Annotated in this window: 30 protein-coding genes; 23 read left to right on the top strand and 7 right to left on the bottom strand. The window is 45.4% G+C overall.

The window, feature by feature from the left end; genetic code table 11:
• Nucleotide 1: 1 nt before the first annotated feature.
• Nucleotides 2-730 (bottom strand): DUF2071 domain-containing protein, encoded by a 729-nt coding sequence (locus MHH76_RS19365; RefSeq protein WP_039073053.1) that lies wholly within the window; start codon nt 728-730, stop codon nt 2-4.
• Between the two features lie 129 nt (nt 731-859).
• On the opposite strand from MHH76_RS19365, the gene MHH76_RS19360 reads away from it, so the two are divergent.
• Together MHH76_RS19360 and MHH76_RS19355 are read left to right on the top strand one after the other, a co-directional pair.
• A complete protein-coding gene (locus tag MHH76_RS19360) occupies nt 860-1681 on the top strand; it encodes a manganese catalase family protein (protein ID WP_026580215.1) in 822 nt (273 codons plus the stop codon).
• A gap of 130 nt (nt 1682-1811) precedes the next feature.
• Entirely contained in the window at nt 1812-2741 is a 930-nt protein-coding gene (locus MHH76_RS19355) for a manganese-dependent inorganic pyrophosphatase (RefSeq protein ID WP_025810664.1), read from the top strand.
• 46 nt (nt 2742-2787) lie between these two features.
• Here MHH76_RS19355 and MHH76_RS19350 read toward each other — a convergent pair whose 3' ends face one another.
• The 3 genes from MHH76_RS19350 to MHH76_RS19340 form a co-directional block, all read right to left on the bottom strand.
• On the bottom strand, nt 2788-3366 hold the full coding sequence (locus MHH76_RS19350; RefSeq protein ID WP_023857126.1) for an undecaprenyl-diphosphatase: 579 nt from the start codon (nt 3364-3366) through the stop codon (nt 2788-2790).
• Nucleotides 3367-3515: 149 nt separating this feature from the next.
• Nucleotides 3516-4709, bottom strand: a complete 1194-nt coding sequence (locus MHH76_RS19345) for an MFS transporter (RefSeq protein ID WP_035337863.1) — start codon at nt 4707-4709, stop codon at nt 3516-3518.
• A gap of 3 nt (nt 4710-4712) precedes the next feature.
• Nucleotides 4713-5141: a MarR family transcriptional regulator gene (locus MHH76_RS19340; protein ID WP_023857128.1), complete on the bottom strand. Its 429-nt coding sequence runs from the start codon at nt 5139-5141 to the stop codon at nt 4713-4715.
• A 336-nt stretch (nt 5142-5477) separates the two neighbouring features.
• Here MHH76_RS19340 and spoIIID point away from each other — a divergent pair, with 336 nt between their 5' ends.
• The 6 genes from spoIIID to mscL all read left to right on the top strand — a co-directional run bounded on the left by spoIIID (nt 5478) and on the right by mscL (nt 9924).
• Nucleotides 5478-5753: a sporulation transcriptional regulator SpoIIID gene (gene spoIIID / locus MHH76_RS19335; protein ID WP_003185911.1), complete on the top strand. Its 276-nt coding sequence runs from the start codon at nt 5478-5480 to the stop codon at nt 5751-5753.
• Nucleotides 5754-5938: 185 nt separating this feature from the next.
• On the top strand, nt 5939-6940 hold the full coding sequence (gene mbl / locus MHH76_RS19330; protein WP_003185909.1) for a cell shape-determining protein Mbl: 1002 nt from the start codon (nt 5939-5941) through the stop codon (nt 6938-6940).
• A 206-nt stretch (nt 6941-7146) separates the two neighbouring features.
• Complete coding sequence (locus tag MHH76_RS19325; protein ID WP_023857129.1) at nt 7147-7986, top strand: flagellar hook-basal body protein; 840 nt, start codon at nt 7147-7149, stop codon at nt 7984-7986.
• A 43-nt stretch (nt 7987-8029) separates the two neighbouring features.
• Nucleotides 8030-8857 carry a flagellar hook-basal body protein gene (locus MHH76_RS19320; protein ID WP_023857130.1) on the top strand — a complete coding sequence of 276 codons (828 nt, stop codon included), beginning with the start codon at nt 8030-8032 and terminating at the stop codon, nt 8855-8857.
• Between the two features lie 181 nt (nt 8858-9038).
• Nucleotides 9039-9473: a 3-hydroxyacyl-ACP dehydratase FabZ gene (gene fabZ / locus MHH76_RS19315; RefSeq protein ID WP_003185902.1), complete on the top strand. Its 435-nt coding sequence runs from the start codon at nt 9039-9041 to the stop codon at nt 9471-9473.
• 70 nt (nt 9474-9543) lie between these two features.
• Complete coding sequence (mscL, locus tag MHH76_RS19310; protein WP_023857132.1) at nt 9544-9924, top strand: large conductance mechanosensitive channel protein MscL; 381 nt, start codon at nt 9544-9546, stop codon at nt 9922-9924.
• 39 nt (nt 9925-9963) lie between these two features.
• Here mscL and MHH76_RS19305 read toward each other — a convergent pair whose 3' ends face one another.
• Nucleotides 9964-10377, bottom strand: a complete 414-nt coding sequence (locus tag MHH76_RS19305) for a YwpF-like family protein (RefSeq protein WP_020453206.1) — start codon at nt 10375-10377, stop codon at nt 9964-9966.
• A 181-nt stretch (nt 10378-10558) separates the two neighbouring features.
• Between MHH76_RS19305 and MHH76_RS19300 the strand changes: the two genes are divergently transcribed.
• From MHH76_RS19300 to MHH76_RS19230, 15 genes are all read left to right on the top strand, one after another.
• Nucleotides 10559-10930 carry a hypothetical protein gene (locus tag MHH76_RS19300; protein WP_023857133.1) on the top strand — a complete coding sequence of 124 codons (372 nt, stop codon included), beginning with the start codon at nt 10559-10561 and terminating at the stop codon, nt 10928-10930.
• A gap of 104 nt (nt 10931-11034) precedes the next feature.
• On the top strand, nt 11035-11382 hold the full coding sequence (gene ssb, locus MHH76_RS19295) for a single-stranded DNA-binding protein (RefSeq protein ID WP_020453204.1): 348 nt from the start codon (nt 11035-11037) through the stop codon (nt 11380-11382).
• Between the two features lie 219 nt (nt 11383-11601).
• Entirely contained in the window at nt 11602-12564 is a 963-nt protein-coding gene (locus MHH76_RS19290) for a sugar-binding transcriptional regulator (protein WP_020453203.1), read from the top strand.
• A complete protein-coding gene (locus MHH76_RS19285; RefSeq protein ID WP_023857134.1) occupies nt 12561-13004 on the top strand; it encodes a transcriptional regulator GutM in 444 nt (147 codons plus the stop codon). The genes MHH76_RS19290 and MHH76_RS19285 overlap by 4 nt, the downstream gene beginning before the upstream one ends.
• Entirely contained in the window at nt 13001-13549 is a 549-nt protein-coding gene (locus tag MHH76_RS19280) for a PTS glucitol/sorbitol transporter subunit IIC (RefSeq protein WP_020453201.1), read from the top strand. Before MHH76_RS19285 ends, MHH76_RS19280 begins: the two co-directional genes overlap by 4 nt.
• A 16-nt stretch (nt 13550-13565) precedes the next feature.
• Entirely contained in the window at nt 13566-14573 is a 1008-nt protein-coding gene (locus MHH76_RS19275; RefSeq protein WP_020453200.1) for a PTS glucitol/sorbitol transporter subunit IIB, read from the top strand.
• Nucleotides 14574-14596: 23 nt separating this feature from the next.
• Entirely contained in the window at nt 14597-14968 is a 372-nt protein-coding gene (locus MHH76_RS19270; RefSeq protein WP_020453199.1) for a PTS glucitol/sorbitol transporter subunit IIA, read from the top strand.
• Between the two features lie 14 nt (nt 14969-14982).
• Nucleotides 14983-15768 (top strand): sorbitol-6-phosphate dehydrogenase, encoded by a 786-nt coding sequence (srlD, locus tag MHH76_RS19265; protein ID WP_023857135.1) that lies wholly within the window; start codon nt 14983-14985, stop codon nt 15766-15768.
• 20 nt (nt 15769-15788) lie between these two features.
• On the top strand, nt 15789-16454 hold the full coding sequence (locus MHH76_RS19260) for a transaldolase family protein (RefSeq protein ID WP_023857136.1): 666 nt from the start codon (nt 15789-15791) through the stop codon (nt 16452-16454).
• A 142-nt stretch (nt 16455-16596) separates the two neighbouring features.
• Nucleotides 16597-17367, top strand: a complete 771-nt coding sequence (locus tag MHH76_RS19255) for a DeoR/GlpR family DNA-binding transcription regulator (protein WP_023857137.1) — start codon at nt 16597-16599, stop codon at nt 17365-17367.
• A gap of 15 nt (nt 17368-17382) precedes the next feature.
• Nucleotides 17383-18261, top strand: a complete 879-nt coding sequence (locus MHH76_RS19250; protein ID WP_023857138.1) for a Cof-type HAD-IIB family hydrolase — start codon at nt 17383-17385, stop codon at nt 18259-18261.
• Between the two features lie 321 nt (nt 18262-18582).
• Nucleotides 18583-19572, top strand: coding sequence for a tetratricopeptide repeat protein (locus MHH76_RS19245; RefSeq protein ID WP_131824705.1), 990 nt, complete (start codon nt 18583-18585; stop codon nt 19570-19572).
• 21 nt (nt 19573-19593) lie between these two features.
• Nucleotides 19594-20259 carry a hypothetical protein gene (locus MHH76_RS19240; protein WP_023857140.1) on the top strand — a complete coding sequence of 222 codons (666 nt, stop codon included), beginning with the start codon at nt 19594-19596 and terminating at the stop codon, nt 20257-20259.
• Between the two features lie 11 nt (nt 20260-20270).
• Nucleotides 20271-21218: an ATP-binding protein gene (locus MHH76_RS19235; RefSeq protein ID WP_025810669.1), complete on the top strand. Its 948-nt coding sequence runs from the start codon at nt 20271-20273 to the stop codon at nt 21216-21218.
• Between the two features lie 50 nt (nt 21219-21268).
• On the top strand, nt 21269-22072 hold the full coding sequence (locus MHH76_RS19230; protein WP_023857142.1) for a YwqG family protein: 804 nt from the start codon (nt 21269-21271) through the stop codon (nt 22070-22072).
• A gap of 38 nt (nt 22073-22110) precedes the next feature.
• On the opposite strand, the gene MHH76_RS19225 is transcribed toward MHH76_RS19230, so the two are convergent.
• Together MHH76_RS19225 and MHH76_RS19220 are read right to left on the bottom strand one after the other, a co-directional pair.
• Nucleotides 22111-24876 (bottom strand): DEAD/DEAH box helicase, encoded by a 2766-nt coding sequence (locus MHH76_RS19225; RefSeq protein ID WP_023857143.1) that lies wholly within the window; start codon nt 24874-24876, stop codon nt 22111-22113.
• Nucleotides 24863-26461, bottom strand: a complete 1599-nt coding sequence (locus MHH76_RS19220) for an SWIM zinc finger family protein (RefSeq protein ID WP_023857144.1) — start codon at nt 26459-26461, stop codon at nt 24863-24865. Before MHH76_RS19220 ends, MHH76_RS19225 begins: the two co-directional genes overlap by 14 nt.
• Nucleotides 26462-26655 lie beyond the last annotated feature (194 nt).

The following is a 26655-nucleotide window of genomic DNA, read 5'->3' as shown; positions in this document are numbered from 1 at the left end:
TTCATCCCCGGTCCCGCTGCAAAGGCCAAAATAAGACGTGCTGCCGTTTGGCGTAATGGAGAAGCGGAGCGGTATCAGGCAATATGAGACCGCTTGCTCCGGGCACCGTGTTTTGTCGGATTTCGGCTTCGGCCCGCTGCAGCGTCCATGGAGAATGATGAATGTCTTCATAGTAGACCCGGTTGTTGTACGTGGTGTACAGGCGGTATCTTTCAGTCAGCCAGTATTCGATGGACCCCTTTTGGGCGGTAAAGGAATCTGACAGCGGGCGGTAGCTGGCGCGGAAGGCCGCTTTTGAATCATCCCTTCTGCTGGAAAATTCAATATGGTTTTTTTCTTTTACAAAGTTTATCCCGGCGTGAAAATAAGGCAAGTGGAACATTGCGCGCGCGCCGGCGACGGCTAAGCGCGAAGCGGCGTCAAGACTGAAAAAATAAATGCCCGGTACGCCTTTATATGATACATATGTCCGGACGTTCAGCTCGGGAAATCTGCTGACGAAAGGAAAGGGGGGCAAAAAACGGGGGCGCATATTTGTCAGCAGGAAAGGCAAAATGCCGATCCATGCTTTTCCATTGAATGTCTCCAGTTCCAAGGCCGCCGGTATTCGTCCGCGAATGGCTTCAGAATCAACAGCCCAATGGGCAAATAATACATGATTCCATGTTTGCGTCATCACCCACGGTCCTTCAGGCGGCGGAAAAGGGCGGTGTGAAGTATTTTTAATCATAGAACAGCACTCCTTCGATTCGAATGTTGACCCGTCTGCAACACATCCCGAGCCTGTTGTACGGTTTTATCATTTCCCTTTACGGTTAATTCAAAAACGAGGATACAAAAAACGGAGGAGTGATGTGATTTGTTCAAGCATACGAAAGTGCTGCAGTACCCTGCAAAACCTGAAAGACCCGATCCTGTCTTCGCCAAGAAAATGCAGGAAATACTCGGCGGTCAGTACGGAGAAATATCTGTGGCCATGCAATACCTTTTTCAAGGGTGGAATACAAGGGGAAATGAAAAGTATAAAGATTTGCTCATGGATACGGCGGCAGAAGAAATCGGACACGTCGAAATGATTGCGACGATGATCGCGCGCCTGCTTGAAGACGCACCGGTTTACGAGCAGGAAAAAGCCGCAGACGATCCTGTCATCGGTGCAATTATGGGCGGAATGAACCCTCACCATGCGATCGTTTCGGGACTGGGAGCCATGCCTGAAAACAGCACCGGCGTTCCGTGGAATGCAGGCTATATTGTAGCGAGCGGTAACCTTCTGGCCGATCTGCGCGCAAATGTCAACGCTGAATCGCAAGGCAGACTGCAAGTCGCGCGGCTGCGCGAAATGACGGATGACAATGGTGTACAAGATATGCTCGGTTTTCTTTTAGCGAGAGACACGATGCACCAAAACCAGTGGATCGCCGCGATCAAAGAGTTGGAAGAAAAAGAAGGTGTCATCGTGCCCGGCACGGTTTCGGATGAAAATGAAAAAGAAGACATTGCGCATACTTTATACAATTTCTCGGATGGAGAAGAAAGCGCGCAGTTTGATTGGCTGAAAGGGAAGGCGCCGGACGGAGCGGAATTCCACTACGAGAGCGGCCCTGTCGCATATGGAGAAAAACCGGTCTTGAAGCCCGCTCCAAAACGAAGCCACAATACACCTGACTATGGAGAATAGAGCCGAACGGCTCTTTTTTTATTTTTTAAAATGACAAAACACTCCGTAAATATTAAAATAAGTGACAGATTTGCAGATTTTTTTATTGTCAGGTAAGCTTACTATAAAAACAACAGTAAGGAGTTATATCATGAGTAAAGTACTTATTTTTGGCCACAAAAATCCGGATACGGATACGATTTGTTCAGCGATTGCATATGCCGAATTAAAAAAGGAGCTCGGCATGGACGCAGAACCCGTCCGCCTCGGCGAAATCAACGGCGAAACCGAATTCGCGCTTGAGAAATTCAATGCAGAAGTACCCCGCCTTGTGAACACTGTTGCGAATGAAACTGACAGCGTGATTCTGGTTGACCATAATGAGCGCCAGCAGAGCGTCGATGACCTTGATCAAGTTCGCGTGCTTGAAGTCATCGATCACCACCGGATCGCCAATTTTGAAACGAGCGATCCTCTGTATTATCGCGCAGAGCCTGTAGGCTGCACGGCAACAATCTTAAACAAGCTCTATAAAGAAAACGGCGTCGAAATTAAAAAAGATATCGCAGGATTGATGCTGTCGGCGATCATCTCAGATTCCCTTTTATTCAAATCTCCGACTTGCACGGACGAAGATGTCAAAGCCGCAAAAGAATTGGCTGCGATTGCTGGCGTTGATGCCGACAGCTATGGACTCGATATGCTGAAGGCTGGAGCAGATTTGAGCGCAAAAACGATTCCTCAGCTTCTCTCTCTTGACGCAAAAGAGTTTACGATGGGAAGCCATAAAGTGGAGATCGCGCAAGTTAACACTGTTGATACAAACGACGTTCTCTCCCGCAAAGCAGAAGTTGAAGCAGAACTTGCAAAAGTGGTGTCTGAAAAAGGATTGGATTTATTTGTGTTTGTCGTAACCGACATTTTAACAAACGACTCGGTTGTCGTCGCTTCAGGACAAGCTGCACAAGCAGTGGAGAAAGCGTTCAATGTCACATTGTCAGACAACACAGCAACACTGAAAGGCGTTGTATCCCGCAAAAAACAAATTGTTCCGCCGTTAACCGAAGCCTTAAAAGGTTAAGGAAAGGAAATGAAAAACACCCGAATCATGAGATTCGGGTGTTTTCTTATGCCGTTCTGGATACGGCTTTCCGCAATTTCCGCAAGATCGATTCGTAGAGTGAGATGATACGTTCAAAAAGCGGCTGCACATACGCTGAGAATCTAAATATAACGAGTGATACAAATAAAGCGACCAAAATGCTGCCTAAAACGTCAACAGGGTAGTGGTGTCCGACCCAAATACGGGAAAAGCCCGTCAACAACCCGAAAGCAATCAGGCAGGTTCCAATTTTCCGATGATAAAGCCAAAAAGCGATCGAAATGGCTAACGCCCCGGTTGTATGATCGCTGGGAAACGAGGCGTCGGCCGCATGATGAATTAATACGTCCACATGGTGAGCGACAAACGGTCTCGGCTCATAGTAAACCAATGACAGCAAATAATTTGCCGCCAATCCGAGAATACCCGTCACACCTGCCTGAAGAACGCTTATTTTATAAGAACGGTTTCCGAAGATCCAGATCAAAAGCAAAATGAGCGCATACATGTAAATTGCTTTTTCTGTAATCAAAATCATAGCGCTGTCCAGGATGTGGTTGTGGTTTGATAATTGATGAATACGTGTAAAAAGCCAATAGTTCAAAAAATCACCTTTTTAATAGAGTAGTAGTTTTTGGTCAGACAGTTAGGAGACGTATTTGATTTTGCAAAAGTTTCATTAAATGACAGATCGGACTGTATCAGCCGGCATGAAAAAAGCCGGGTAATCCCGGCCCGGCGAGGTTGAACGGCTTATTCAGCCATTGATATATCCCGCTTTTCCTTTGCGAGTGCGGGTTTTTGGCTCCATGTATACAGAAACAGATTGATGAGCACAAAAACGCCTGAGAATAAATAGATGTTTGAAAAACCGGCTTGTGCCACAACCAACCCGAAAACATAGGATCCGACTGCGATCCCGGTATCAAACAGCGTAAAATAAGTCGCCGTTGCATAGCCGCTCCGGTGAGGCGGCGAAGCTTGAATCGCCAAGGTCTGAAGGCACGGCGTGATAGATCCGTAGCCCATGCCGATGACAGCTCCGGATAGCAAGAGCATCCCGCTGCTGTTTGTGAAAGCAAGCAGGAAAAGCCCGGCGCAAAAAATGATAATGGACGGATAAATGACGACTCCGGGGCCGACTTTATCATACAGTTTTCCCGTAAACGGCCGCGTGATCATCATTGTCACTGCGAACACCATAAAGAAATAGCTGCTTGCTTCAATAAGGCCGAGAGATTTTGCATAAACAGAGATGAAGGAAATGACGCTTGAATAACAAAACGACACGAACAATCCGACCGTGGCAATCCGAATCGCGCCCTTTTCAAACATGTTGGAAAAAGACAACCTGAACACAGCCGAACGGATGTCGCTTCCTTTAGGAATCCTGACCAGTGCCGTGCAAAGGATGGCCACAGTGACGATTCCTGAAAATAAAATAAACAGATCGGAAAAACTCATTTTATCCAGCAGGTTCAACGCGATAAACGGACCGATGACCACCGCCAAATTCATCGACATGGCAAAGTAGCCCAAACCTTCCCCGCGGCGGGCCGGCGGAATTAAATCGGCTGCAATTGCACTCGTCACTGTCGTGATGATGCTGAACCAAATGCCTTGGAAAAAGCGAATACCAAGCAGCAGGTAGATATCGTGAATATAGATATAAAGAAATGATGCTAAAGTAAACAGCACGACACTGATGAGCGCCATTCTTTTTTTGCCAAAACGTTCAATAACGGCTCCCGAAAACGGCCTCGCAAAAATCGCGGACAGCATAAAGCCGCTGATCAAAAGGCCGCCCTCTGACTCGGAACCGCCGAGCTCCTGCATTGCATAGACCGGAAGCACGGTCAACAGTGCGTAAAAATAGACGAATATAAATAAATTAATCAAAACGACCATGATAAAATCCCTGGTCCAAATGGGTTCAGTTTGCTTCATAGGCTACAACTCCTCCTGATGTCCTTCTAATAATTGATTTAACAGCCTTTGAAATGTTTTTTTATCCCGTTCTTCAAATACGGAAAGCATTTCCTCTTCAAATTCTTGCATTTTTAATTGAATGTCATCATATTTAATTTTGGCTTCTTCTGTCATTTTGACGACTTTTTCCCGTTTGTCATCGCCCTGTATCCGTTCTACCCAGCCGTTTTTTTCGAGGCGGCTGACGGTTCTCGTCACAGTCGGCGCCTCAACGTGCAAGTAAGTCCAAATGTCTTTTTGCGTCATCGGTCCGCAGGTGTGAAGACAGTATAGGATCGACCACTGTGAACCGTAAAGGCCGTATGCTTCGAGCTGTTCATTCGTTTTTTTAGCAACCATCCGCGTGCTTTGATTGAGCTGGTGAATAATCTTTCGATTGATATGTTCCATTCCCGGACTCCTTCAAAATAGTTACCTAGGTAAATAATAAACTTTATTCATTTTACCGGAAGCCAAGATTAGTGTAAAGTTAAAATTTTTGAAACCCGAAATAAAATTATCAGAGAAACCCCTTGTCCTCCTTGAGTTTTTAGCATAATCCCATTTGAATGCTAATACACTGATACAAACCTAACAAAGAGAGTGTTTGAGGTGAGGGATCGTGGGAGTATTTCAAAATTCTACTTGGAAAAGCATAAAACGAAGAAGCTGCGTAAATAGCGAATTTTTTCACAAGACGGATCTCATTTCACACTTCTCACATCCATTTTAGGGAGGTCGAGTGGTGTGCACGATTACATCAAAGAGCGAACAATCAAGATAGGGAAGTACATCGTGGAGACGAAAAAAACAGTTCGTGTGATAGCGAAGGAGTTTGGTGTTTCCAAAAGTACCGTTCACAAGGATTTGACAGAAAGGCTGCCTGAAATTAATCCTGACCTGGCCAATGAAGTAAAAGAAATTCTTGATTATCATAAATCAATCAGACATTTGCGGGGCGGAGAAGCGACAAAACTAAAATATAAGAAAGAGGAAATCTTTGAAAGAGAACCCGTGCAATAAGGAATAATGGCTCAGAAACGAGCACCGTTTATCAGAATTTCCCGGTATCCTCCGTAAAAAGCCACAAAAATTTTATGAAGAACTTTAATAAGCTCTCTTTTTTTTCTAATATTTATGATAAAATATATAATTAGGGCAGAATGTGGACATTGCTGTGAAACAGATTTCGAGGAGGATATAGATAGATGTTTGCAAGGGATATTGGTATTGACCTTGGTACAGCGAATGTGCTGATCCATGTCAAAGGAAAAGGTATTGTCTTAAATGAACCATCAGTCGTTGCTCTTGACAAAAACAATGGGAAAGTGCTCGCTGTCGGTGAAGAAGCAAGGAGAATGGTAGGACGTACACCTGGGAATATTGTTGCGATACGTCCATTAAAAGACGGCGTCATTGCCGATTTTGAAGTAACGGAAGCCATGCTGAAGCATTTCATTAACAAGCTGAATGTGAAAGGTCTTTTTTCAAAGCCGCGCATGCTGATTTGCTGCCCTACAAATATTACTTCTGTGGAGCAGAAGGCTATCAGAGAAGCTGCCGAGAAAAGCGGCGGAAAGCATGTATATTTGGAGGAAGAACCTAAGGTGGCCGCAATCGGAGCGGGAATGGATATTTTCCAGCCAAGCGGAAACATGGTAGTTGATATCGGCGGTGGAACGACAGATATCGCAGTCATCTCAATGGGCGATATTGTCACCGCCTCTTCTATTAAAATGGCTGGGGACAAGTTTGATCTTGAAATCTTGAACTACATCAAACGTGAGTACAAGCTGCTCATAGGCGAACGGACAGCCGAAGACATTAAGATTAAAGTCGCAACTGTTTTCCCAGACGCACGTCACGAGGAAATTTCCATCCGCGGCCGCGATATGGTCACAGGATTGCCGAGAACCATTACGGTAACGAGCAAAGAGGTGGAAGAAGCGCTGCGCGAATCTGTATCTGTCATTGTACAGGCTGCCAAGCAGGTGCTCGAAAGAACGCCGCCTGAGCTGTCAGCCGATATTATCGACAGAGGCGTTATCATTACAGGAGGCGGCGCGTTGTTAAACGGTCTTGACCAGCTTCTTGCCGAAGAACTGAAAGTGCCAGTTCTCGTTGCCGAAAATCCGATGGATTGTGTGGCAGTTGGTACGGGTGTCATGCTTGATAACATGGACAAGCTACCTAAGCGCAAACTGAGCTGATCAGAAACCTCATTCTTTATTTAGAATGAGGTTTTTTATGTGAAATGCTTTAAAGGAAGCGAATGGCTGCCGATAAAAAGAGTAGTATGTTTGAATACCATTATAGAACAAATGTTCTGTGTTAGCAAATATAAATTGCAAGCCTTTCGCAAAAGAGGTTTTTCGATGAGAAACTCTGGAGCATGACACTTATTTGAGGTGAAATGATGTTAAAAGGACTTTATACAGCGACTTCTGCAATGATCACCCAGCAGCGCCGCACAGAGATGCTGACGAATAATATCTCGAACGCAAATACGCCGGGATATAAAGAAGACCAAGGGTCAATCCGTTCTTTCCCGGAAATGCTTTTGAGCCGGATTGAATCCGATTCTGTCAAGGCCGGCAGCGCTTCGCGTTCGTTTTCAACACAGACGCCGATCGGTTCTATCAATACAGGAGTTTACATGCAGGAACTGAAGCCTCAATTCTCGCAAGGCGATCTGCAAAGCACGAATGAGCCGACGGATATTGCAATCAGCGAAACCGAAGTTCCGGTCAATGGGGAAACAAACGATAAAGCAGCGCTTTTCTACGCGGTCCGGCTTGAAAATGGGGATGTACGCTATTCAAGAAGCAGCCGTTTTTCTTTAAATGAAAATAATCAATTGACAATAAACGGCCGACTCGTCCTTTCAACGGAAAACCAGCCGATTACGGTGGGAAGCGAGAATTTTCAAGTCGCTGAGGACGGAACGGTGACTGAAAACGGCCAAAACCTTGGAAGGATCGATGTCAGAATCGCGCTCGATACGAGAAATTTAGCAAGAGAAGGCGATGATCTGTATCGTACTGAAAACGGTGAGGCGCTGCCAAGCGCAGTCGGCAATCCCGCAGTCGCTTATTCTGTCAAGCAGGGGATGACGGAACGGTCGAATGTCGACGTGACGAGAGCTTATACGGAAATGACCGCTGCCTACCGCTCGTTTGAAGCCAACCAAAAAGTTCTTCAAGCTTATGATAAAAGCATGGAAAAGGCGGCCAATGAGATTGGAAGGATCGGATAAATGACCGATCGCGATCAGCGTAAATGGAGGATGTGGAAAAACGATGCTTAGATCCATGATCACGGCTTCAAACACAATGTTTGAACTGCAAAAACAAATTGATAATATCAGCCATAATCTTGCAAATACCGATACAACGGGATATAAGGCGAAAAACACGAGCTTTTCGGAGCTGATCAGGCAGCAGATTGAACAGGTAAACGAGAAAAATAATGAAGTAGCGGCAAGCAGAAAGACGCCGCCCGGACTTCGGCTCGGCGTCGGAGCCGTGATGACCGACCGGCTGACACATAAACAGGGAAGCCTTAAAGAAACTGGCCGCGATCTTGATATCGCACTGACTTCTCCTTATCAGTACTTCCAGGTCAATGTCGACGGGGAAGTGCAATATACAAGAGACGGAGCATTTTACCTGACGCCTGCGGCTGGAAACGCCAACCAGATGCAGCTGGTGACGAAAGAAGGGCATGCTGTTCTTGACGAAAACGGAAATCCCATCCGTTTCAACCAGCGTTATAAACACATCAAAGTTGACGATTCGGGTAGTGTCACCGTTTCGTCAGACAATCAAGGTGAAGCGCCATTGCGTTTTAACTTGGGAATCGTCCGGGCTGTCAAACCTCAGGCTCTTACGGAAGAAGGAAGCAATCTTTTTTCTGTCAGCGATGAATTGAGAGCAACGGCTCTCATCAATCTGAACGGAGCCGGGCGGCAGGACATTTCTCTAAAACAGGGATTCCTCGAATCATCAAATGTCGATGTATCGAAGGAAATGACCGACCTGATCTCTTCGCAGCGGTCTTATCAAATGAATTCCCGCGCCATCACGATGGGCGATCAAATGATGGGGCTGATCAATTCAGTTCGCTAGCAAAGCAAATAGGAGCCGGCCAAACGACGTTTGGTTCAGGCTCTTTTTATTTTCATTTTCAGCGTTGTCTTTCATCTTTTGTTGAAAAAGATTCCGTTTCATAATATACTTCCAGATGTACAGAATAAGGCACTGACATATCATTCTATACATATTTTTCGAAAAAGGAGATGTCAAGGCAATGCTTGATGCTCAGCAAATTAAAGAAATCATTCCCCACCGCTATCCCTTTCTGCTGGTAGACCGTGTGACAGAAGTAGAGGAAGGAAAACGGGCAGCGGGTTATAAAAATGTGACAGTAAATGAAGAATTCTTTAACGGACACTTTCCGGATTATCCGGTGATGCCTGGCGTTTTGATTGTTGAAGCGCTTGCGCAAGTGGGTGCCGTGGCGCTTTTGATGAAGGAAGAAAACCGCGGAAGGCTCGCGTTTTTTGCGGGGATCGACAGCTGCCGCTTCAAAAAGCAGGTCAAACCGGGCGATCAGCTCCATCTTGAGCTTGAAGTGCTTCGTTTCCGCGGTTCCATCGGCAAAGGAAAAGGAGTCGCGAAAGTGGATGGAGAAGTGGTGTGTGAAGCCGAATTGATGTTTTCTCTTGGCGAAAAACAGGAATAACGCAAACAGAATGGGTTTCCGTAAAAGCCCATTTTGTTTTTTTATCATAAAAGAGAAAAGGTGATCATTCATGTGGAAAGAATTTAAAAGCTTTGCGATTCGTGGAAATGTAATCGATCTTGCAATCGGGGTTATCATAGGAGGCGCCTTTGGAAAAATCGTGACTTCGCTTGTCAATGATTTAATGATGCCGCTCCTCGGTCTTCTGCTAGGAGGCCTGGATTTTTCAGCGCTGTCGTTCACATTTGTTGATGCCGACATTAAATACGGGCTGTTCATTCAGTCGATCGTCAATTTCTTTATTATTTCGTTTTCCATTTTTCTATTTATCCGTTATATCTCTAAGCTGAAGAAGAAGGATGCCGAAGAAGAAAAAGCTGCTCCTGATCCGCAGGAAGAATTGCTTAAGGAAATACGGGATTTGTTAAAAGAGCAGACGAAACGCTCTTAGAGCTATAGCGAAAAGGCTGTCCGGCGAAGACAGCCTTTTCTATATATTTTGTTTAAATGCTTCAAGAAGCCGGTCTCCGGAATATCCTTCTTTCATTAAATCTTCCAAGATCTTGTCGGAGCCTTTCCTCAGCTTTGAGCTGACCATTTTGCCGTCCAATAAGACGGAAACATGCTCGCCTAGTACCGTGATCTTTTTGACCTTCGCTAACAGCTGTGCGGGGCGGTTGCTTTTTTTCGTGATCGTTACATATGTTTTCACTTCTTTGCCTTCCTGAAGGAGGTATTCGAAAAAATACCGGTACTCTTTCGAAACCAGCCCCTCAACCATCCAGTGGTTTTCTCCGTCTTCTTTATTAATGATAAGGCCGTCGATCAGCGGGAACTCCTCGAGCCGCTTTGAAGTTTCATCCTGGCGGACAATTTTTAAATCAATAAGCCTAAAGGTTTTCACTAGTATCACCTCACAAGCTTCCATAGTTGTATAACCATTATAGCACATTCGCTTGGAAGAACTCTTGACCCTGGTTTGTTTATGCAATAGGAGCATATTCGTATTTTAAATTTTGCAAAAAGTATTTTATAATGCTTTATTTTTATTTATACTTTAGGTGATATTGAGCAGGAGGTGACTTATGAACCATTTTTTCTTAAAAGAAGTATTTGTGATCGCAAGCAATCCAGCTGCTGACTGCCGTCAATATATGCCTATGATTTGCTTTTCAGCCGGAAACAAAAAGCACGAGATCAGCACGTATGCCAATGAAGGCATCGTGTTTCGCTATGAAACAAAAGACAGAATGGAAATATACGAATTTCAAGTAACGATTAAACAGAAAGAGTTGTCATTCCGTTTGTATGCTTGGGACGGGGGCTCATATGTCCGCGTATACTCAGAGCGGTGGCTGGCATCTCCTGTTTTTTTTCAGTTTCTGAAAAATACGTATTTCTCAAATAACAATGAGATGATTTTTTTAATTAATGGCAGAAAGAAACAAAAATTATGATGCGAACCCGGGTTTTTTCCAGGTTATTTTTCTTTTATGATGATTTTCCTTAAATACCGATCTCTTATAAACTGGGGATACCCGAACAGGAAGGGAGGCACGAAATGTTTAATGAGATCATGCTGGTCGGGCGTTTGACAAAAGATCCCGAACTTCGGTACACATCTGACGGTGTCCCTGTTGCAAATGTGACGCTGGCTGTCAGCAGGCCTTTCAAAAATGCAGCAGGCGAAATTGAAGCGGACTTTGTCAATTGCACCCTGTGGCGCAAAACTGCCGTGAATACAGCCGAATATTGCGAAAAAGGCTCCATCATCGGGCTGAGCGGAAGAATCCAGACTCGCCAATACGTCAATTCAGAAGGCGAACGCGTCTTTATTACAGAAGTTGTCGCCCGATCAGTCAGATTTTTGGGAGAAAGCCGAAAAGCCCATGAGCCGTCGGAAGCTTAAACCGTAAAATTCCTTCTGCAAACGCCTTTCTTAAAAAAAATCAATTACTATCCCCAATTTTATCCCCCTTATGACCGGTTTTTAATGACCGGTTTTTTTATTTTAGACAAAAAATAGACAAATTTAAATTGACGCCCAAAAATTCCGTATGTATAATGTAAGCGGATACAACGACAAATGACAAATGCTTGCACAAATGTGCAAAAGAAGGGTGATGTTATGGAAATAAAGGATGATAAACGCCTTCTGATCAAAGTCTGCAAAATGTACTACGAAGAGGATATGACACAGAGCCAGATTGCAAACGCAACAGGGATATACAGAACAACTGTCGGACGTATGCTGAAAAAAGCGCGCGAGGAAGGAATCGTTAAAATCACGATCGATGACCATGTCGGGACACACTACGATTTGGAACGGGAGCTCGAACAGCTGCTTGGGCTTAAAGAAGTGTACATATGCGACGCAAAACCGGAACAAACATCTGAAGACAAGAAGAAACTCGTCGGCAAAGCCGGTGCCGAAATCTTAAAACGCGTCGTGAAAGACGGAGATACGGTAGGCTTTGCATGGGGGACGACGATGGCGGGAATGATCGGGGAGTTTCACGGCGTAAAAAAACGGAGCGCTTCATTTGTGCCGCTTGTCGGCGGTCCGGGCGCCATGGATACGAAATATCACGTGAACAGCATCGTATACAGCATTGCCGGTGACTTTGGAGGAACGCCTTACTTTATAGACGCGGCAGCCGTTGTCGAAAAAAAAGAAACGAAAGAGGAAATCGTCAAGTCCCACTATTTTAAAAAAATAGAAAGTCTGTGGAACGGCCTTACCGTGGCAGCCGTCGGGATCGGAGCGCCGCTTAGTTCTTCAAATATGATCTGGACCGGATTTTACGGCGATCAGGATATCGAGCGCCTTGAAGAAAAGCAGGCGGTCGGAGATATATGCTCGCGTTTCTTTGATCGGTCGGGAGCGTTGGTAGAAACAGAGATTCATGACAGAACCATCGCGATAGACATCAAGAGGTTAAAGAATTTGGAGTATTCCATCGGTCTTGCTGAATCCCATGAAAAAGTCCCTTCTATTATCGGGGCTGCAAAAGGCCGTTATATTAATATTTTGGTGACAACTGCCGAAACAGCCAGAGAAATTGCCGAGGAGGTAAGAAACCAATTATGATCATTTACTTTATCATCGCCCTTGGAGCTGCATGGCTTCTCCAAAGTATTTTTGGTTTTTTGCAAATCAGGCATTTCAACCGAACATTCGCCGCATACAGACGTATGGGAAGAGTCGCGGTCGGAAGGAAGACCGGCTTATTCAGAGCCGGAACGGTCGTCCTGTTTGTCATTGACAAGCGCAATAAAATTTTAAAGGCGTCAAAAATGCAAGGTGTCACTGTCTTTTCAAGAATCAAGCCTTTAAAAGGGTTTGAAGGAAAGTATTTGTTGAAGATCGGACAAGCGGAGCTTGTCCGGCACGACCGCCTCACACGGCTCGCAATTGAAGATGCCTTGAAAACATTCGACATCATCACGAAAGGGGGTGATGTCCCGCAGAAGAAAACGCGGCTTCAAAAACTGATGAGCTTTCAAATCAAAAAAAGAGGTGAATTATGAAAAACGTAACATGGCTTGCGGAGAAGTTTATGGACTTATTCAGACATGGCGGAGAAGTGTTTGTCAGTATGCTTACAGACATCGTTCCTTTATTGATTATGCTTCTTGTCGCCATGAATGCCCTGATACGCCTGATAGGAGAAAAGCGCGTCGAAGCGCTCGCGAGGAAGTCGGGAAAAAATCCATTAACGAGATACATGGTTTTGCCTGTCATTGGTACGTTCATGCTTGCAAATCCAATGACGCTGTCGCTTGGCAGGTTCTTGCCTGAAAAATACAAACCGAGCTATTATGCGGCTGCATCCTATTCTTGTCACACGCATAACGGACTTTTCCCGCACGTGAATCCGGGCGAGCTGTTTGTTTTCCTCGGGATTTCCGCAGGAATTACGACGCTGGGGCATGAAACGACCGAGCTCGCTCTCCGCTATCTTCTGGTCGGGATTGTAACAAACTTTCTCAGGGGCTGGGTAACGGATATGACAACGGCTTATGTCGCGAAACAGCAGGGCATTGCCTTGAAAGATTCGATTGATCTTAAATAAGAAAGGCGGTTTACAGATGAGTTCCTATCGTTCGGTTGAAGTTTCAAAAGGGCCGGGAGGGTTTGGCGGGCCTCTGGTGATCACGCCTGATGAAGAGAGAAATAAAATCGTGTACGTCACCGGCGGAAACAAACCCGATTTTGCGGATCATTTAGCTGAGCTGACGGGGTGCACCCTGGTCGACGGCTTTAAAACGACAGTACCCGAAAACGAAATGGCCGCTGTGATCATCGACTGCGGAGGGACGCTGCGCTGCGGACTTTACCCGCAAAAGCGAATTCCGACGATCAATGTGATGGCGACCGGAAAAAGCGGGCCGCTTGCCGCCCATATTACAGAAGATATATATGTTTCCGGAGTAAAAAAAGAGAATATTAAACTGCTGGGAGCTGTGGAGGAGCCTGAACAGTCTAATATTCCAGAAGAAAAACAAATGCAAAATAAACAAAACCATTATAGCACAGAGAAAAAAATTAGTGAACAGCAGTCGCCGAAAGGGATGATGGCGACAATCGGGATGGCCATGGGATCGGTCGTCAGCACGTTTTATCAAGCTGGACGGGAAGCGATTGAAACCGTTATCAAAACAATTCTTCCGTTCATGGCTTTTGTGGCTCTATTGATCGGCATCATTAAAGAGTCAGGCATCGGAGACATTTTTGCCAAATATTTATCACCATTTGCAGGGTCACTGCCCGGATTGCTATTAATCTCGCTTGTTTGTTCATTTCCGCTGCTTTCCCCGTTTCTTGGACCCGGGGCGGTGATTGCACAAGTTGTCGGTTCGCTGATCGGCGTTGAGATCGGCAAAGGAAACATTCCGCCGAATTTGGCGCTGCCGGCGTTATTTGCGATCAATTCGCAAGCAGCTGCCGACTTTGTTCCGGTCGGCCTGGGTCTTGCGGAAGCGGAAGTCGAAACGGTTGAAGTCGGGGTGCCGTCGGTGCTGTATTCGCGTTTTTTGACTGGGGCGCCAACCGTTTTCATTGCTTGGCTGGCCAGCTTTGGCATGTATGACAGCTGAGGTTTTCTTAAGGAGGGAGAATTATGGTCATGCTGTATGAAACAAAAATAAACAGAATCGGAGATCAAGCAACGGCATTTTCAGATGAAAAGATGCTTATATTATTCGGCGAAGGCGCTCCGGATGAATTGAAAGATTATTGTTTATCAATTGATATAAAGCCTGTAGAAGGCGACTTCAATGAAGGCGATAAGCTCATACTGGGCGGCGAGTCCTACAAAATCACAGCCGTTGGGGGAGCCGTTCGCCAGAACCTGGCGAATCTCGGGCATATTACGCTGAAATTTGACGGATCGGCTTCAGCCGAGCTGCCGGGAACGCTGTACCTTGAACGAAAGGAACAACTGCCGGAGGTTTCAGCAGGAGACTGTATTCAAGTTAAAAGATTCTCATAAGGAGCGGGTGCAATATGGAGATGAATAAAGGAAAAGTGGCATTGATATGCGGCGGCGGCCAAAGTCTCGGAGAAGCGCTGTCCTACCGCATGGCAGAGGCGGGATATAACATCGCGGTCGCAGACATCAACGGCGAGAACGCCGAAAGGACGGCTGAACATGCAGCCGGTCAATACGGGGTCAAATCGCTGTGGATTCAAGCAGATTTTACAAAAGAAGCCGATGTGGAAAAAATGATCGGCAGGATCACGGAGGAATTCAATAAAATCGATGTGATGGTGTACAGTGCGGGAATCGCCAAAAGCAATAAGATCACAGATTTTGAGCTTGAAGACTGGGAACGGACCATCGAAGTCAATTTAACCGGGTATTTTCTTTGCGCGAGGGAAACGTCGAAGGTCATGATTGAGCAGGGAAGCGGGTCAATCATTCAAATTAACTCCAAATCGGGAAAGGTCGGCAGCAAACATAATACAGCTTATTCAGCTTCCAAATTTGGAGGTGTCGGTCTCACTCAAAGCCTCGCGCTCGATCTTGCCGAACACAACATTCGCGTGAACAGCATTATGCCGGGAAATTTGTTGAAATCGCCGATGTTCCAAAGCTTGATTCCGCAATACGCGAAAAAGCTCGGCATTCCAGAGAGCCAAGTAGAGCGCGTGTACACCGAAAAAGTGCCGCTCGGACGGGGCTGTACGTATGATGACATCGCCAATGCCATCTTATTTTACGCTTCTGATCAAGCATCCTATATGACGGGTCAGTCGATTAATGTAACCGGAGGGCAGGTCATGCATTAAAACACGAGGGGGAAGCGATGATGAACATGCTGATTGATTCAGCGCATATACCGGAGATTGAAAGATTGCTGGATTCATTTCCCGCTGGCGGCGTCACGACAAACCCGGCGCTGATCGCAAGGGAAAAGCAGCCCTTTAAACAGCAGATTCAAGATATTCGGCGGCTCCTTCCCGAGCATCTGCCTCTCCATGCCCAAGTGATCGCCGACCATTGGCGGGATATAGCCGATCAGGCGAAGGCGCTCTATAACTGGCTGGATGGAAACGTGTCGGTAAAGATTCCGGTGACGGCTCAAGGACTTTACGCGATCAGAGAGCTCGCGGCTGAAAACATCCAGACCACCGGGACAACGGTTTATACCGCTGCACAGGCTGTTCTGGCCGCAAAAGCCGGCGCCTCCTATGTCGCGCCGTATGTCAATCGTATTGATCAAGAGTATGGTCATGGGGCGGGCGTTGTCAAAACAATTGTCGACTTATTTAACACATACCGTTTAAATTGCAAAGTGCTTGCGGCAAGCTTTAAACATAACCGTCAAATTCTTGCCGTCATGGAAGCGGGGAGCCACGAGGCGACAATCAGCCCTGAGCTTTTAAGCCATTTGGCTGATCATCCGGCTGTAGACCGTGATATCCATGCGTTTCGTGAAATTTGGCACTCTCAATATGGATCATTTTCATTTTAGCATGCGAGCCTGAGGATCGGGAAACCGGACTCAGGCTTTATTTTTACTTATAATTACTTATGTGTTCTTGATTTATTCTGTGTAATAACTTATAATCACTTATAAATAATGAATTTTACTTGTGTAAAGAAGGAATGATCGAGTGTATCAAGAGGAAAGGTTAATTTCCATCATCGACTATTTAAAAGAGCGTAAACGGATTTCCGTTGAACAAATTTGTTCTTTATTCGGAGTTTCAAGAGATACGGCAAGGCGGGATCTGGTCAAACTGCAGGAGCAAGGCGCTATTATCAGAACAAGGGGAGGGGCGATTCTGCCTACCGTTCATGATGAGGTCAAAGACTATTCGGGCAGGCTGGGCATGGTTTCCGAAGAGAAAAGCATGATCGGAAAAGCAGCCGCTTCTTTAATCAGAGAAGGCGACCGTATGATTTTGGATGCTTCCACGACAGTCCAATCGTGCGCCGAGCATTTGCCGGATGTCAATTGCACGATCATCACCAATTCGATTAACCTTGCGGAGGTTCTTTCCTCAAGAAAAGGTGCTGATATCCACCTGCTTGGAGGGAAGCTTCAAAAAGAGCACCGCTTTTTGTACGGCGCCTCCGTCATTGAAAAGCTGTCATGCTATCATGTTGATAAAGCGCTGATCGGCGTGGTGGGGGTTTCCGAACACGGGCTTACAATTGCCCATGAGGAGGATGGAATGGTGAAGCGGAAAATTATTTCCCAAGCGAAACAAGTCATAGCGCTTGCCGACCATTCGAAAATCGGGAGAACGGATTTTTACCGGTATGCTGAACTCAGTGACATCGACCTTCTCATTACAGACCGGCTGCCGCCGAAACCGTTTCAGAAACTGCTTGATGAACATGATGTGGAGCTGCTCGTGGCTGAACATCACGATATTTAAGGGGGAAAACAGCAGATGAAAATGATTGCGGTCGATTTAGACGGGACGTTGTTAAACAGTGAAAGCAAGATCTCACAAGAAAACATCGATGCGATTAAAAAAGCGCGGGAACACGGGATTGAAGTAGTAGTTGCCACAGGGAGAGCATCCTTCGATGTTCAAACGATTTTTGAGCCGACAGGTATTAAAACATGGATTATTAGTGCCAACGGAGCGGTGATTCATGATCCTGAAGGCCGCCTTTACCACTCGGTGCCGCTTGACAGGAAACGGGCGGAAGGAATTCTTCAATGGCTTGAAGAAAAGAATTACTATTATGAGGTATTCAGCGATGAAGCGATCTTCACGCCGCAAAACGGCCGCGAGCTGCTTGACATTGAGCTGGACCGCTTGAAAAGCGCAAATCCCGGGGCCGATCTTTCAAGACTGGAACTCGCTGCTGAACAGCAGCTCAGTCAAAACGGATACGCGTACATCAGCTCCTATACCGACCTGTTTTTAGCGGGAAAAGATGTCAATGTATATAACATATTAGCTTTTTCTTTTCATAAAGAAAAACTGGAAACGGGATGGCAGCGATTTAACGATGCGCAAGATATTACGCTTGTCACTTCAGCCGAGCATAACTTTGAAATTGAGCATCTTCAGGCGTCAAAAGGGCTGGCGTTGGAAAAGCTTTCACGCAAGCTCGGCATTTCCCTTCAGGAAACAGCTGCCGTCGGAGACAGTCTCAATGATTTTTCGATGCTGAAGATCGCGGGGAAAAGCTTTGCCATGGGCAATGCGCGCGAAGACATTAAAGAGATGGCTGATGAGGTGACGCTCACTAATGATGAAAATGGCGTCGCTCACATCCTGAATCAGCTGATTGAACAACAAGTCAAACCGGTTTAATTCGTACATCCTTTCAAATCGGCGTGATGCCGGTACATGGCAGCGTAACGATTGAAGGAGTGCGGTTAAGCAGCGGATGTTATTGATCCGCGGGCCGCCGACAATGTCGGCGGCCTTTATTTATTTTAACGCTGACTCGTGAACTATGAAGTATTATTTTCGTTACTTTTTATTCATTGTTTGATGTGGTGATGTTTGTTACTATTTAACTATTATTTCAAATTCCAAGAATGGAAGGTGACTTTATCATTAGTTTAAATCCTCGAATTTAGAAAAAGATACTAGAACTCATTGAAAAAGAGTAAATAACAGGTGATCGATTTGGATAATCAAATGAGCATAATGTATGAGAAAGCAGAGCGGCTTTCAAAGTGGGGGAAAACAAAGGAAGCCTTGAAGGAAGCAGAGCAGTTTTTATCCAGTTACCCCGACTCACAAGAAGGCTATCAATTGCTTTCAAATATATATTTTAATGCGAAAGAATATGAAAAAGCGGTACAGTTTGCAAAAGAGGCTTTAAATTTAGATCCGATGAACTTTGAAATTTTGGTTATCTTGGCTCTCGCATACTATGAATTGGGAATGTACGAAGAGCATGAGGAAATAAATGAATTATTGATTTCACAGTACCCTGATAATCACTACACTTATGCAATGCACGCTCAATTTCTTTTTCATGATAAAAATGAGTATGAAAAAGCGCGTTTTTATATAGAAAAGGCAGTGGAATTAGAACCTGACGATCCATTTTCTCTTGTCGTATACAGTGAAATTTTGGCGGTGTTTTTTGAGGATCGATTATCAAGAGCGTGTTCAGACAGAGCGCTTGCCCAAAATGCTGATAATGCCATGTTCACGGGAATGGCCGCTTCTGCGGCGTATCGAAGAGGAGATTATGCACAAGCCTTGACTTTAAACAAAACAGCTCTACAAATCAATCCGAACAATCCAGGAATTGTACCCAATTTAGCGTTATACAACATGTGTAATTTTTGGTTTATGAAATACCCGTTGAAAGTCAGGCGCTTCCATGAGAAGCTGCGTGTTAAAAAACCGGTGTTGTTTTGGCCGCTTCTAGTCATCGTGACATTGGTCTTCAAGTGGCTTACGATTCCATACCTGTTTGTCGTCTACAGTACACCTTATATGATGAACGGGCTGGCGGGAGCCTTCATGCAGCGAAAATTGCCCGAACAAATGCGAGGTAGTTCGGTCCTCACATTTTTGAAGTACACACCGATTTGGATCCTTTTTGTATTGCTGATTATTGTGATAGGGATCATATCATTCTTATACAGATTGATATTTTAAATGAATGAAAGAGTGGAAATAATGGAAATACATAAAGATAAACCGGGAACTCTATTTTTTGTTTTTTTCGGACTGCTCAGTTTTGTCGGCACGATGTCTTTGTATGACCGATTTGGGAATCTTCAAATGAAAATGCTGGCGGCTTCCGACAACTTGCTTTTTTGCTCTGATGTAAGCATATTTTACAGCCTGTTGCTGACCTTCATTTGTATACCTTACACCGTTAGAAAAGTGATAACTTCCAAAGGCTATCAGGGGCGCTTGCAGCTGCCTTTATCCTTGATTCTTCTAGTGGTAGGGCTGACGCTGCTATGCAATGCTTTTTTTCAATATCAAAATATCGGGAAAAACAGCATTGTCATGAGAGAAGGGCTAATTTCCAGCACCAAACATTACGATATGGAAGATGTCACTTCTGTCCATGCCTATTATCAAAAAGGGTTAAAAGGGGCACTTTACCTGAAGTATGATCTGACGTTAAATGACGGAAAAAAAATCGATGCCGCCTTGTCCGACGAGTTTTACAATAAAGCTGATGAACTTGATAAGCTCCTGCAGCGGCAAGGAATACATATTGAAAGAAGCGGAATCAAAAAGAAAGATCAGGCCCAGCTAGAAAAACATGCGGGTTCCAAGGCGAACTATAAAGTGGTGAAAAGGATCTTAACCGGTACAAATCATAGATAGGAAGGATAAATATGAAGAGGGATGATACGGAAAAACGCGCAAAGGTGAAAGTCATTCAGTTTGATCAACATCAACATGCTTTAACCGAATTAGAACAACACTGTGAAACTTTTGCTGATGTCGGCGGATTAGAAGATATTAAAAAGAAAATCAACATGGACTTTATTTTGCCTTTGCAAAATCCTGAATATTTTAAAGCGTTTGGAAAAGCGACGGGGGGAAGTCTTCTTCTGTTTGGCCCGCCGGGATGCGGCAAAACATTTATCGCGAAAGCGATTGCCGGCGAGATCAAAGCAAACTTTATACACTTGGAGCTTCAAGCGATATTGTCCATGTATGTTGGGCAGAGCGAACATAATCTGCATGATATTTTTGAAAAAGCGCGTGATAACAGTCCTTGCGTTCTTTTTATTGATGAGCTTGATTCGATCGGGGGGAATCGGCAGGGAATGAGCCAGCATCATGACAGGGTGCTGGTCAATCAGTTGCTGATAGAATTAGATGGTTTAGGGACGTTTAATGACGGTGTGTATGTGATCGGTGCAACGAATACACCGTGGTATTTAGATCCTGCCTTACGCCGTCCCGGCAGATTTAATAAGATGGTATTTATGCCGCCCCCATCTGAAGAAGAACGTGTCGACATTTTAAATTTAAAGCTGTCCGGCAAGCCGCATGATCAGATTGATGTACTGAAAATTGCCAAAAAGACTTGCCATTTTTCGGGGGCTGATTTAGAACAATTGGTCAGCGATGCTTTAGATCAGGCGATCGAACGGTCGCTTCAGCAAGGAAAGCTGTCGCCTGTCCATCAGACAGATCTTGAAAGCAGCCTTCAAGGGAGAGTGCCTTCAACGCTTGAATGGTTTTCAACAGCGAAAAACTATGCCATGTTTAGTGATGCGAATAAAGCATATCAATCCGTTCTTGATTATATGAAGAGAAATAAGCTCAAATAGGTGACCTCCGCATTTTAAAGTGTCACTCGGTCAAAAGGAGAATGATAAGTATGAAAAAGCCGTTTCAATTGCCCGAAAAAATGGCCCGATACCGCGGGCAATTTGAACAATCAGCGCGGGATTTTTTGAAGCTGGACACGAGAAAAGGAAAAACAGGCCGATATGAAAGCAAACTGGCCGGAGATCCTTATTTTCCAAAGTCTGAACAGTATCCTGTCGATTCACAGGGAAAACCGATGAAACTGCTTGCGCAAATTAATTTTTCAGACATGCCCCGCCTTGAGAATTTCCCGGAATCCGGTATTCTGCTTTTTTTTATCTCTGTCAGTGATGATGTTTACGGATTGAATTTTGATGATCCGTGTGAACAGTCGAGTTTTTGCATCAAGTATTTTGAGAATGTCATCGAAAATGAAGACGAGCTTGTCGACGATTTTTCGTTTGTGAAGCTTGAGGATGAGCTGGCCTTTCCGATTGGATGCGAATCCTCACTCACACCTGACACAGGGTCTGAACTTGTCTCTGCGTCCGACTTTCAATTTGAGCGATACGCGGGAAAGGATGCTTGGACGTTCTTTGAGCAATTCGGCGATCAAGAGGAAACGGTGTTCGAAGAATACAGTGAAATGTACGGCGGCTTCTCCCATAAGATCGGGGGCTACGCAGCCTTTACGCAAGATGATCCGCGGGAAGGCGATTATCCGGATCATACCGTTCTGCTATTGCAAATTGATTCTGATGAGAACATTGACGCGATGTGGGGAGATGTCGGGATTGCCAATTTTTTTATAAGGCCTGATGATTTAAAGAATAAGGACTTTTCAAACGTATTATATAATTGGGACTGTCATTAACACAAAAAACAGCTGTCTATTTCAGACAGCTGTTTTGTTTAACCCGTAATAGCCGAAGCGTTCAGGGTAAATAACTCTTCTAGTTCATGTTCGGAAAGCTCGGTGATCCAATTTTCGCTTTGGATGATTTGATCGTTCAGCGATTGCTTCGATTCGAGCATGTGGTCGATTTTTTCTTCAATTGTGCCGGTGGTGATCAGTTTATGAACGTGGACGAACCGTTTCTGTCCGATTCTGTAGGCGCGGTCTGTCGCCTGATTTTCAACCGCGGGATTCCACCATCTGTCATAGTGGATGACGTGATTGGCGGCCGTCAAATTGAGGCCTGTGCCGCCGGCTTTTAATGATAAGATCAGAATCGGAAATTCCTTGTTCTGAAACTGCTCCACCATTTTGTCCCGTTCTAGCTTGGATAAACTGCCGTTCAGAAACTTGACCGGTTCGCCGAATGATTTCTCGAGCAGGCGTTTCATCATATCTCCCATCCCGAGATATTGGGTGAAAATCAGGCAGCTTTCATCGCTTTCGCGAATCGTCTTCGTCAGTTCCAACAGTTTTTCGAGCTTGACTGACCTTCCGTTAAGGAGCTCGCTCCCGGTCTCTTTTAAGTAAAGGGCAGGATGGCCGCAGATTTGTTTGAGCTTGCCGAGCATGCTTAAGATGAGAGCTTTGCGCTGCATTCCGGCGAGGCTTGACATATGTTCAAACGTATCTTTGACAAGCTGTTCATATAGTGAGGCCTGTTCTGCCGAGAGCGGGATGAACTCTTTTTCTTCCTGTTTTTCAGGCAGGTTGAGCGCGACTTCCTTGTCCTGCTTTGTCCGCCTTAATAAAAACGGTTTGATCAGCTGCTGGAGCTGTTCGATCCGTTTTTCGTCGCGGTCTTTTTCAATCGGCAGGACAAATCGCTTATGGAAGCTGCCAAGGCTTCCGAGATAGCCTTTGTTCATGAAATCGTAGATCGACCACAGCTCCGTCAGGCGATTTTCCATCGGAGTCCCGCTGAGCGCGATATGATGCATGCCTTTCAGCTTTCTGATTGAGCGGGATTGTTTCGTGTGCGCATTTTTAATATTCTGGGCTTCGTCAAGGCAGATGCAGTTCCAGGCGACGCTGCTGAGATCGTCAAAGTCGGATTGGGCGAGGCCGTATGACGTCAAGACGATATCTGCATCTTTGTAACATTCCTGAAACGCTTCACCTTTAGGGCGTTTTGGCCCGTAATGGAGCGCCGCCGTCAGGTCGGGCGCGAAGGTCTCAAGTTCGCGCTGCCAGTTCCCGAGGACGGAAGTCGGCGCAATGATGAGAGATGGCGTTTGTTGTCCCTGTTCTTTTAAATAGGCGAAATAGGCGATCATCTGGATGGTTTTTCCAAGACCCATATCGTCTGCCAGGCAGGCGCCGAAGCCGCAGTTTCTGAGAAAGATCAGCCAGTTCAAACCGTCTTCCTGATAAGCCCTGAGCGTTCCGTCAAAAAATTTGCTGACCGGGTATGACGGGAGATCATCGCGCTGGCTCAGCTTTTTGATCATGTTTTTCAGCTGATAGGACAGTTCAAACCGCACCTCGCTGAATGCGGAAGCATCGAACAGATCATCATCCTCGCGGGTTTCGCTCCGCTCCGTCAGCTCGCGCGCCAGGATGTCAGACATATGAAGCCCCTCTGTTTCTGCTCGCTCCATCAGCTTTTTCATTTGTTTGATAAAATTCGGATCGATTTTAATCCACTGCCCGCGTATGTTGACAAGCCGTCTTTTATTGGCGACAAGCTGCTCGAATTCTTCTTCTGTGAGTTCGATTCCGTTCGTAGCAAAACGCCAGTTGAAGTCCATCAATGCATTCATTCCGACAAAGGACTCGCCGCGGGGAGCCGATGACACTTTCGCTTTCAGCAGCATGTTGCTGTCTCTGACGATTTGCCACCATGACGGCAGCAAAATTTCAATCCCCATGCTGACAAGAGTTTCACTTGCTTCGGATAGGAAGATCCATGCTTCCTCTTCCGTTAAAAGCGTCGTTCCCGAGTCGATCGTTAGCCACGGCACGATTTGGCGGAATCTGTCTTGTTCCCGAGCGATTTTATCAGCGTATGCCTGCCACGATTTTTTCAGCCTGTTCAAGCCTTCAAAGAACTGAATGGCTCCGCTTTTTTTGTCGCGCAAAAACAGTTCGATTTTCCAATCGTCTCCGTCAAAGTCAGGTTCATTTAAGCGGAGTCCGACAGTAAACGGCACAGGGTTTTCATGCCAGCCGATCGTTTCAAGAAAATCGTCTTCATCAAGAAAGTGGCCCTGAAATGTGGTGACGGCGGGAGAATGTGCGACAATCGATTCCCATTTTGCTTTTAACTCGTCATTGTAGTTGATGTAGTCTTCGACAGCGTGTGAAAACCATTCAGCTGTATAGCCTTCCAAAATCCCTTCTTTATCTTTCCAACGCAGCACCTCTTGCTTCCATGCTTCATAGTCGGGAAGAAAATCTTCATCTGCGATAAACTCATAAATGGTGGAAGCCGTTTTCATCAAAGGTTCGGTTTCCTCGGTGAGATTGATGTCGCTGTACGAATTAAATGAGTTTTTGCCGAGAAATTCGACCGCCATCCACGGAGACAGCAGAACCGCTGGAGTCTCTAAACCGGCATCTTCGAGAAACGTTCCGTAAAAAGACGATTCGTGCCACTGAAACAAATACCTTTCCATTTCATTCCGCGTAAGAAACTGATGATCCTCGTCATGACAAGATAAAATGAATGTATAGTCTTCTGATTGTTCGACATGTATCACGATTTCCTTAAGACTCGCCATCGATCAACTTTCCTTTCTTAAGTTCCTCCTGGAAGGCTCTCAGCCGTTTATAGCGAGCTGAAAACTGCTCCATAAACCGGTTCCAGACATCCTGTTTTTTCGATTTCTTATAGAGGGAGCGCAGTTTTTTTAATTGTTTGACGGCTTCTTTGTAGCTTGAGCGGTTTTTTTGTTCAACCAGCCCGGAAATTTCTCTGTGATAGGAAGGAATCAAAGCTTCAGGGGCTGCTGCTGCGATATCTTTCAAGGCGTTCTGTCCGATCTCAGAGATAGAAAAACCGACAAGGCTGTGGATCTCCATCCACTCCGTAAAGCGGTTTTTGTTATATAAAAAATGGCTGTATTCAGTAAACGTATAAGGAAGGCACTTTTTGCAGTACCGTTCATATACATGCTCTTCTTTTGCGTTTTTGCTGTAATCGCTCAGAAACAGGAAGAATTCGCTTAAAACATCGCGTATTTCCCGGTACGGTTTATCCAGTCTGCAGAAGCCGGATGCAAGCTGTTCAAGGTGTTCGTACCATTTTTTAAGGCGCTTCCAGTCTTTTTTGGCGGTCATGACGCTGAGCCATTGAAATGTATAAGGAAGAATCTCAGGTGAAAACGATCCGGCTTGATCAAGAATCACATCGTCGTTTTTTAGCAGAAATTCAAGATGCAGCCTGCCGAATTGTATTTCAGGCGACGGCTCCAGATCGTTCAGCACATCGAGCTCCCGCTTCAGCCAGTTTGGCCGGGACAGAAGCGCACTCCAGATTTCCCCGAAAATCCGCAGCCTTTCATACTGAAAAATGTCTTTCTTGAGCAGCAGTTCCCGAATCGCGCCGGGGGTTTTTTCTAAAAACGGATCAAGGGAGAACGATAGCGCATATGTTTTCAGTTCATCGATTGAGCTGTAGATCGTGTCCATCAGCTGTTCGATATAAGGATTCAGCGAGTAAAAATCTTTTTCAGGATCAATGCGCCCTTTCTCGACGAGCGAATGCATGGCAAGCCATGTCGCAAGAGCCGCGTGGATTTGGTACATTTTTTTCAGCTCCGGCTCCGCAGGCGTCCGCTTTTTTAAAGCTGAAAAATACCCGTAGTAAAGGTATTGCATCGTTTGCTGGTTTTTAGGCGTATGCTCTTCCCATCGTCTGAACTCCGTTTTGAAAAACGATGTCCATTGATCGAGCGTGTGGCTGCGGGGTTTCATTCCACGCTGAAGCTGTCCGAGAATATCCCTGTTTTCGCGGCGTTTTTGCGCTTCTTTCCAAAACTCCGTAAACGTTCCCAATCGATCATATTGTGCATACAGATATAAATAAACGGCAAGCACATGCCGGCAGATGTTTTGAGCAGGGCAGGAACAGCTGCTTTTTTTAACGTCGGCGAGGTCGATGAAGACCTTCACCGGGACCACATCCTGAACGTAAGCACTGACCGTATGCCCGCTCATCGGCTTGACCCGATAGACGGAATCCTGTCTGTATAAAATAAGGGCTTTTTTCATGAGCTGAATGTTAGCTTCTGTGCACGGCAGTACATGCTTAAACTGTTCAGCTGCATCCATCACAACCGTTTTTGAAATCATGTCTTGAAGCATGTCTATCGCTCCTAACCGAATGGCTTTTAAAAAGTTTCCAATCTCTCTATTATAGCTTAATCAATCCGTCCAAAAAAGATTTTCTCAGGAAAAGGACATAAAAACGGATGGCTGTCGAATAATGTAATAGACTATGGCAAATTGATTCTTTACATCATATAATTTGAAATATAATCAGAAATGTTTTAATTTAT

It is taken from the genome of Bacillus sp. FSL L8-0193, assembly GCF_037976065.1.
Classification (GTDB): Bacteria; Bacillota; Bacilli; order Bacillales; family Bacillaceae; genus Bacillus; species Bacillus paralicheniformis.
The sequence above is the reverse complement of the archived record's forward strand: the minus strand, read 5'-3'. Positions and strand labels throughout refer to the sequence as shown.

Excerpts from the sequence above, each read along its gene's own strand:
- mbl (WP_003185909.1), top strand. The coding sequence starts at position 5,939 with ATGTTTGCAAGGGATATTGGTATTGACCTTGGTACAGCGAATGTGCTG.
- MHH76_RS19355 (WP_025810664.1), top strand. The coding sequence starts at position 1,812 with ATGAGTAAAGTACTTATTTTTGGCCACAAAAATCCGGATACGGATACG.
- MHH76_RS19260 (WP_023857136.1), top strand. The coding sequence starts at position 15,789 with ATGAACATGCTGATTGATTCAGCGCATATACCGGAGATTGAAAGATTG.
- MHH76_RS19235 (WP_025810669.1), top strand. The coding sequence starts at position 20,271 with ATGAAGAGGGATGATACGGAAAAACGCGCAAAGGTGAAAGTCATTCAG.
- MHH76_RS19280 (WP_020453201.1), top strand. The coding sequence starts at position 13,001 with ATGAAAAACGTAACATGGCTTGCGGAGAAGTTTATGGACTTATTCAGA.
- MHH76_RS19345 (WP_035337863.1), bottom strand. The coding sequence starts at position 4,709 with ATGAAGCAAACTGAACCCATTTGGACCAGGGATTTTATCATGGTCGTT.
- MHH76_RS19340 (WP_023857128.1), bottom strand. The coding sequence starts at position 5,141 with ATGGAACATATCAATCGAAAGATTATTCACCAGCTCAATCAAAGCACG.
- ssb (WP_020453204.1), top strand. The coding sequence starts at position 11,035 with ATGTTTAATGAGATCATGCTGGTCGGGCGTTTGACAAAAGATCCCGAA.
- MHH76_RS19240 (WP_023857140.1), top strand. The coding sequence starts at position 19,594 with ATGGAAATACATAAAGATAAACCGGGAACTCTATTTTTTGTTTTTTTC.
- MHH76_RS19320 (WP_023857130.1), top strand. The coding sequence starts at position 8,030 with ATGCTTAGATCCATGATCACGGCTTCAAACACAATGTTTGAACTGCAA.
- MHH76_RS19290 (WP_020453203.1), top strand. The coding sequence starts at position 11,602 with ATGGAAATAAAGGATGATAAACGCCTTCTGATCAAAGTCTGCAAAATG.
- MHH76_RS19275 (WP_020453200.1), top strand. The coding sequence starts at position 13,566 with ATGAGTTCCTATCGTTCGGTTGAAGTTTCAAAAGGGCCGGGAGGGTTT.
- MHH76_RS19325 (WP_023857129.1), top strand. The coding sequence starts at position 7,147 with ATGTTAAAAGGACTTTATACAGCGACTTCTGCAATGATCACCCAGCAG.
- MHH76_RS19220 (WP_023857144.1), bottom strand. The coding sequence starts at position 26,461 with ATGCTTCAAGACATGATTTCAAAAACGGTTGTGATGGATGCAGCTGAA.
- srlD (WP_023857135.1), top strand. The coding sequence starts at position 14,983 with ATGGAGATGAATAAAGGAAAAGTGGCATTGATATGCGGCGGCGGCCAA.
- MHH76_RS19230 (WP_023857142.1), top strand. The coding sequence starts at position 21,269 with ATGAAAAAGCCGTTTCAATTGCCCGAAAAAATGGCCCGATACCGCGGG.
- MHH76_RS19365 (WP_039073053.1), bottom strand. The coding sequence starts at position 730 with ATGATTAAAAATACTTCACACCGCCCTTTTCCGCCGCCTGAAGGACCG.
- fabZ (WP_003185902.1), top strand. The coding sequence starts at position 9,039 with ATGCTTGATGCTCAGCAAATTAAAGAAATCATTCCCCACCGCTATCCC.
- MHH76_RS19250 (WP_023857138.1), top strand. The coding sequence starts at position 17,383 with ATGAAAATGATTGCGGTCGATTTAGACGGGACGTTGTTAAACAGTGAA.
- MHH76_RS19225 (WP_023857143.1), bottom strand. The coding sequence starts at position 24,876 with ATGGCGAGTCTTAAGGAAATCGTGATACATGTCGAACAATCAGAAGAC.
- MHH76_RS19300 (WP_023857133.1), top strand. The coding sequence starts at position 10,559 with ATGAACCATTTTTTCTTAAAAGAAGTATTTGTGATCGCAAGCAATCCA.
- MHH76_RS19270 (WP_020453199.1), top strand. The coding sequence starts at position 14,597 with ATGGTCATGCTGTATGAAACAAAAATAAACAGAATCGGAGATCAAGCA.
- mscL (WP_023857132.1), top strand. The coding sequence starts at position 9,544 with ATGTGGAAAGAATTTAAAAGCTTTGCGATTCGTGGAAATGTAATCGAT.
- MHH76_RS19285 (WP_023857134.1), top strand. The coding sequence starts at position 12,561 with ATGATCATTTACTTTATCATCGCCCTTGGAGCTGCATGGCTTCTCCAA.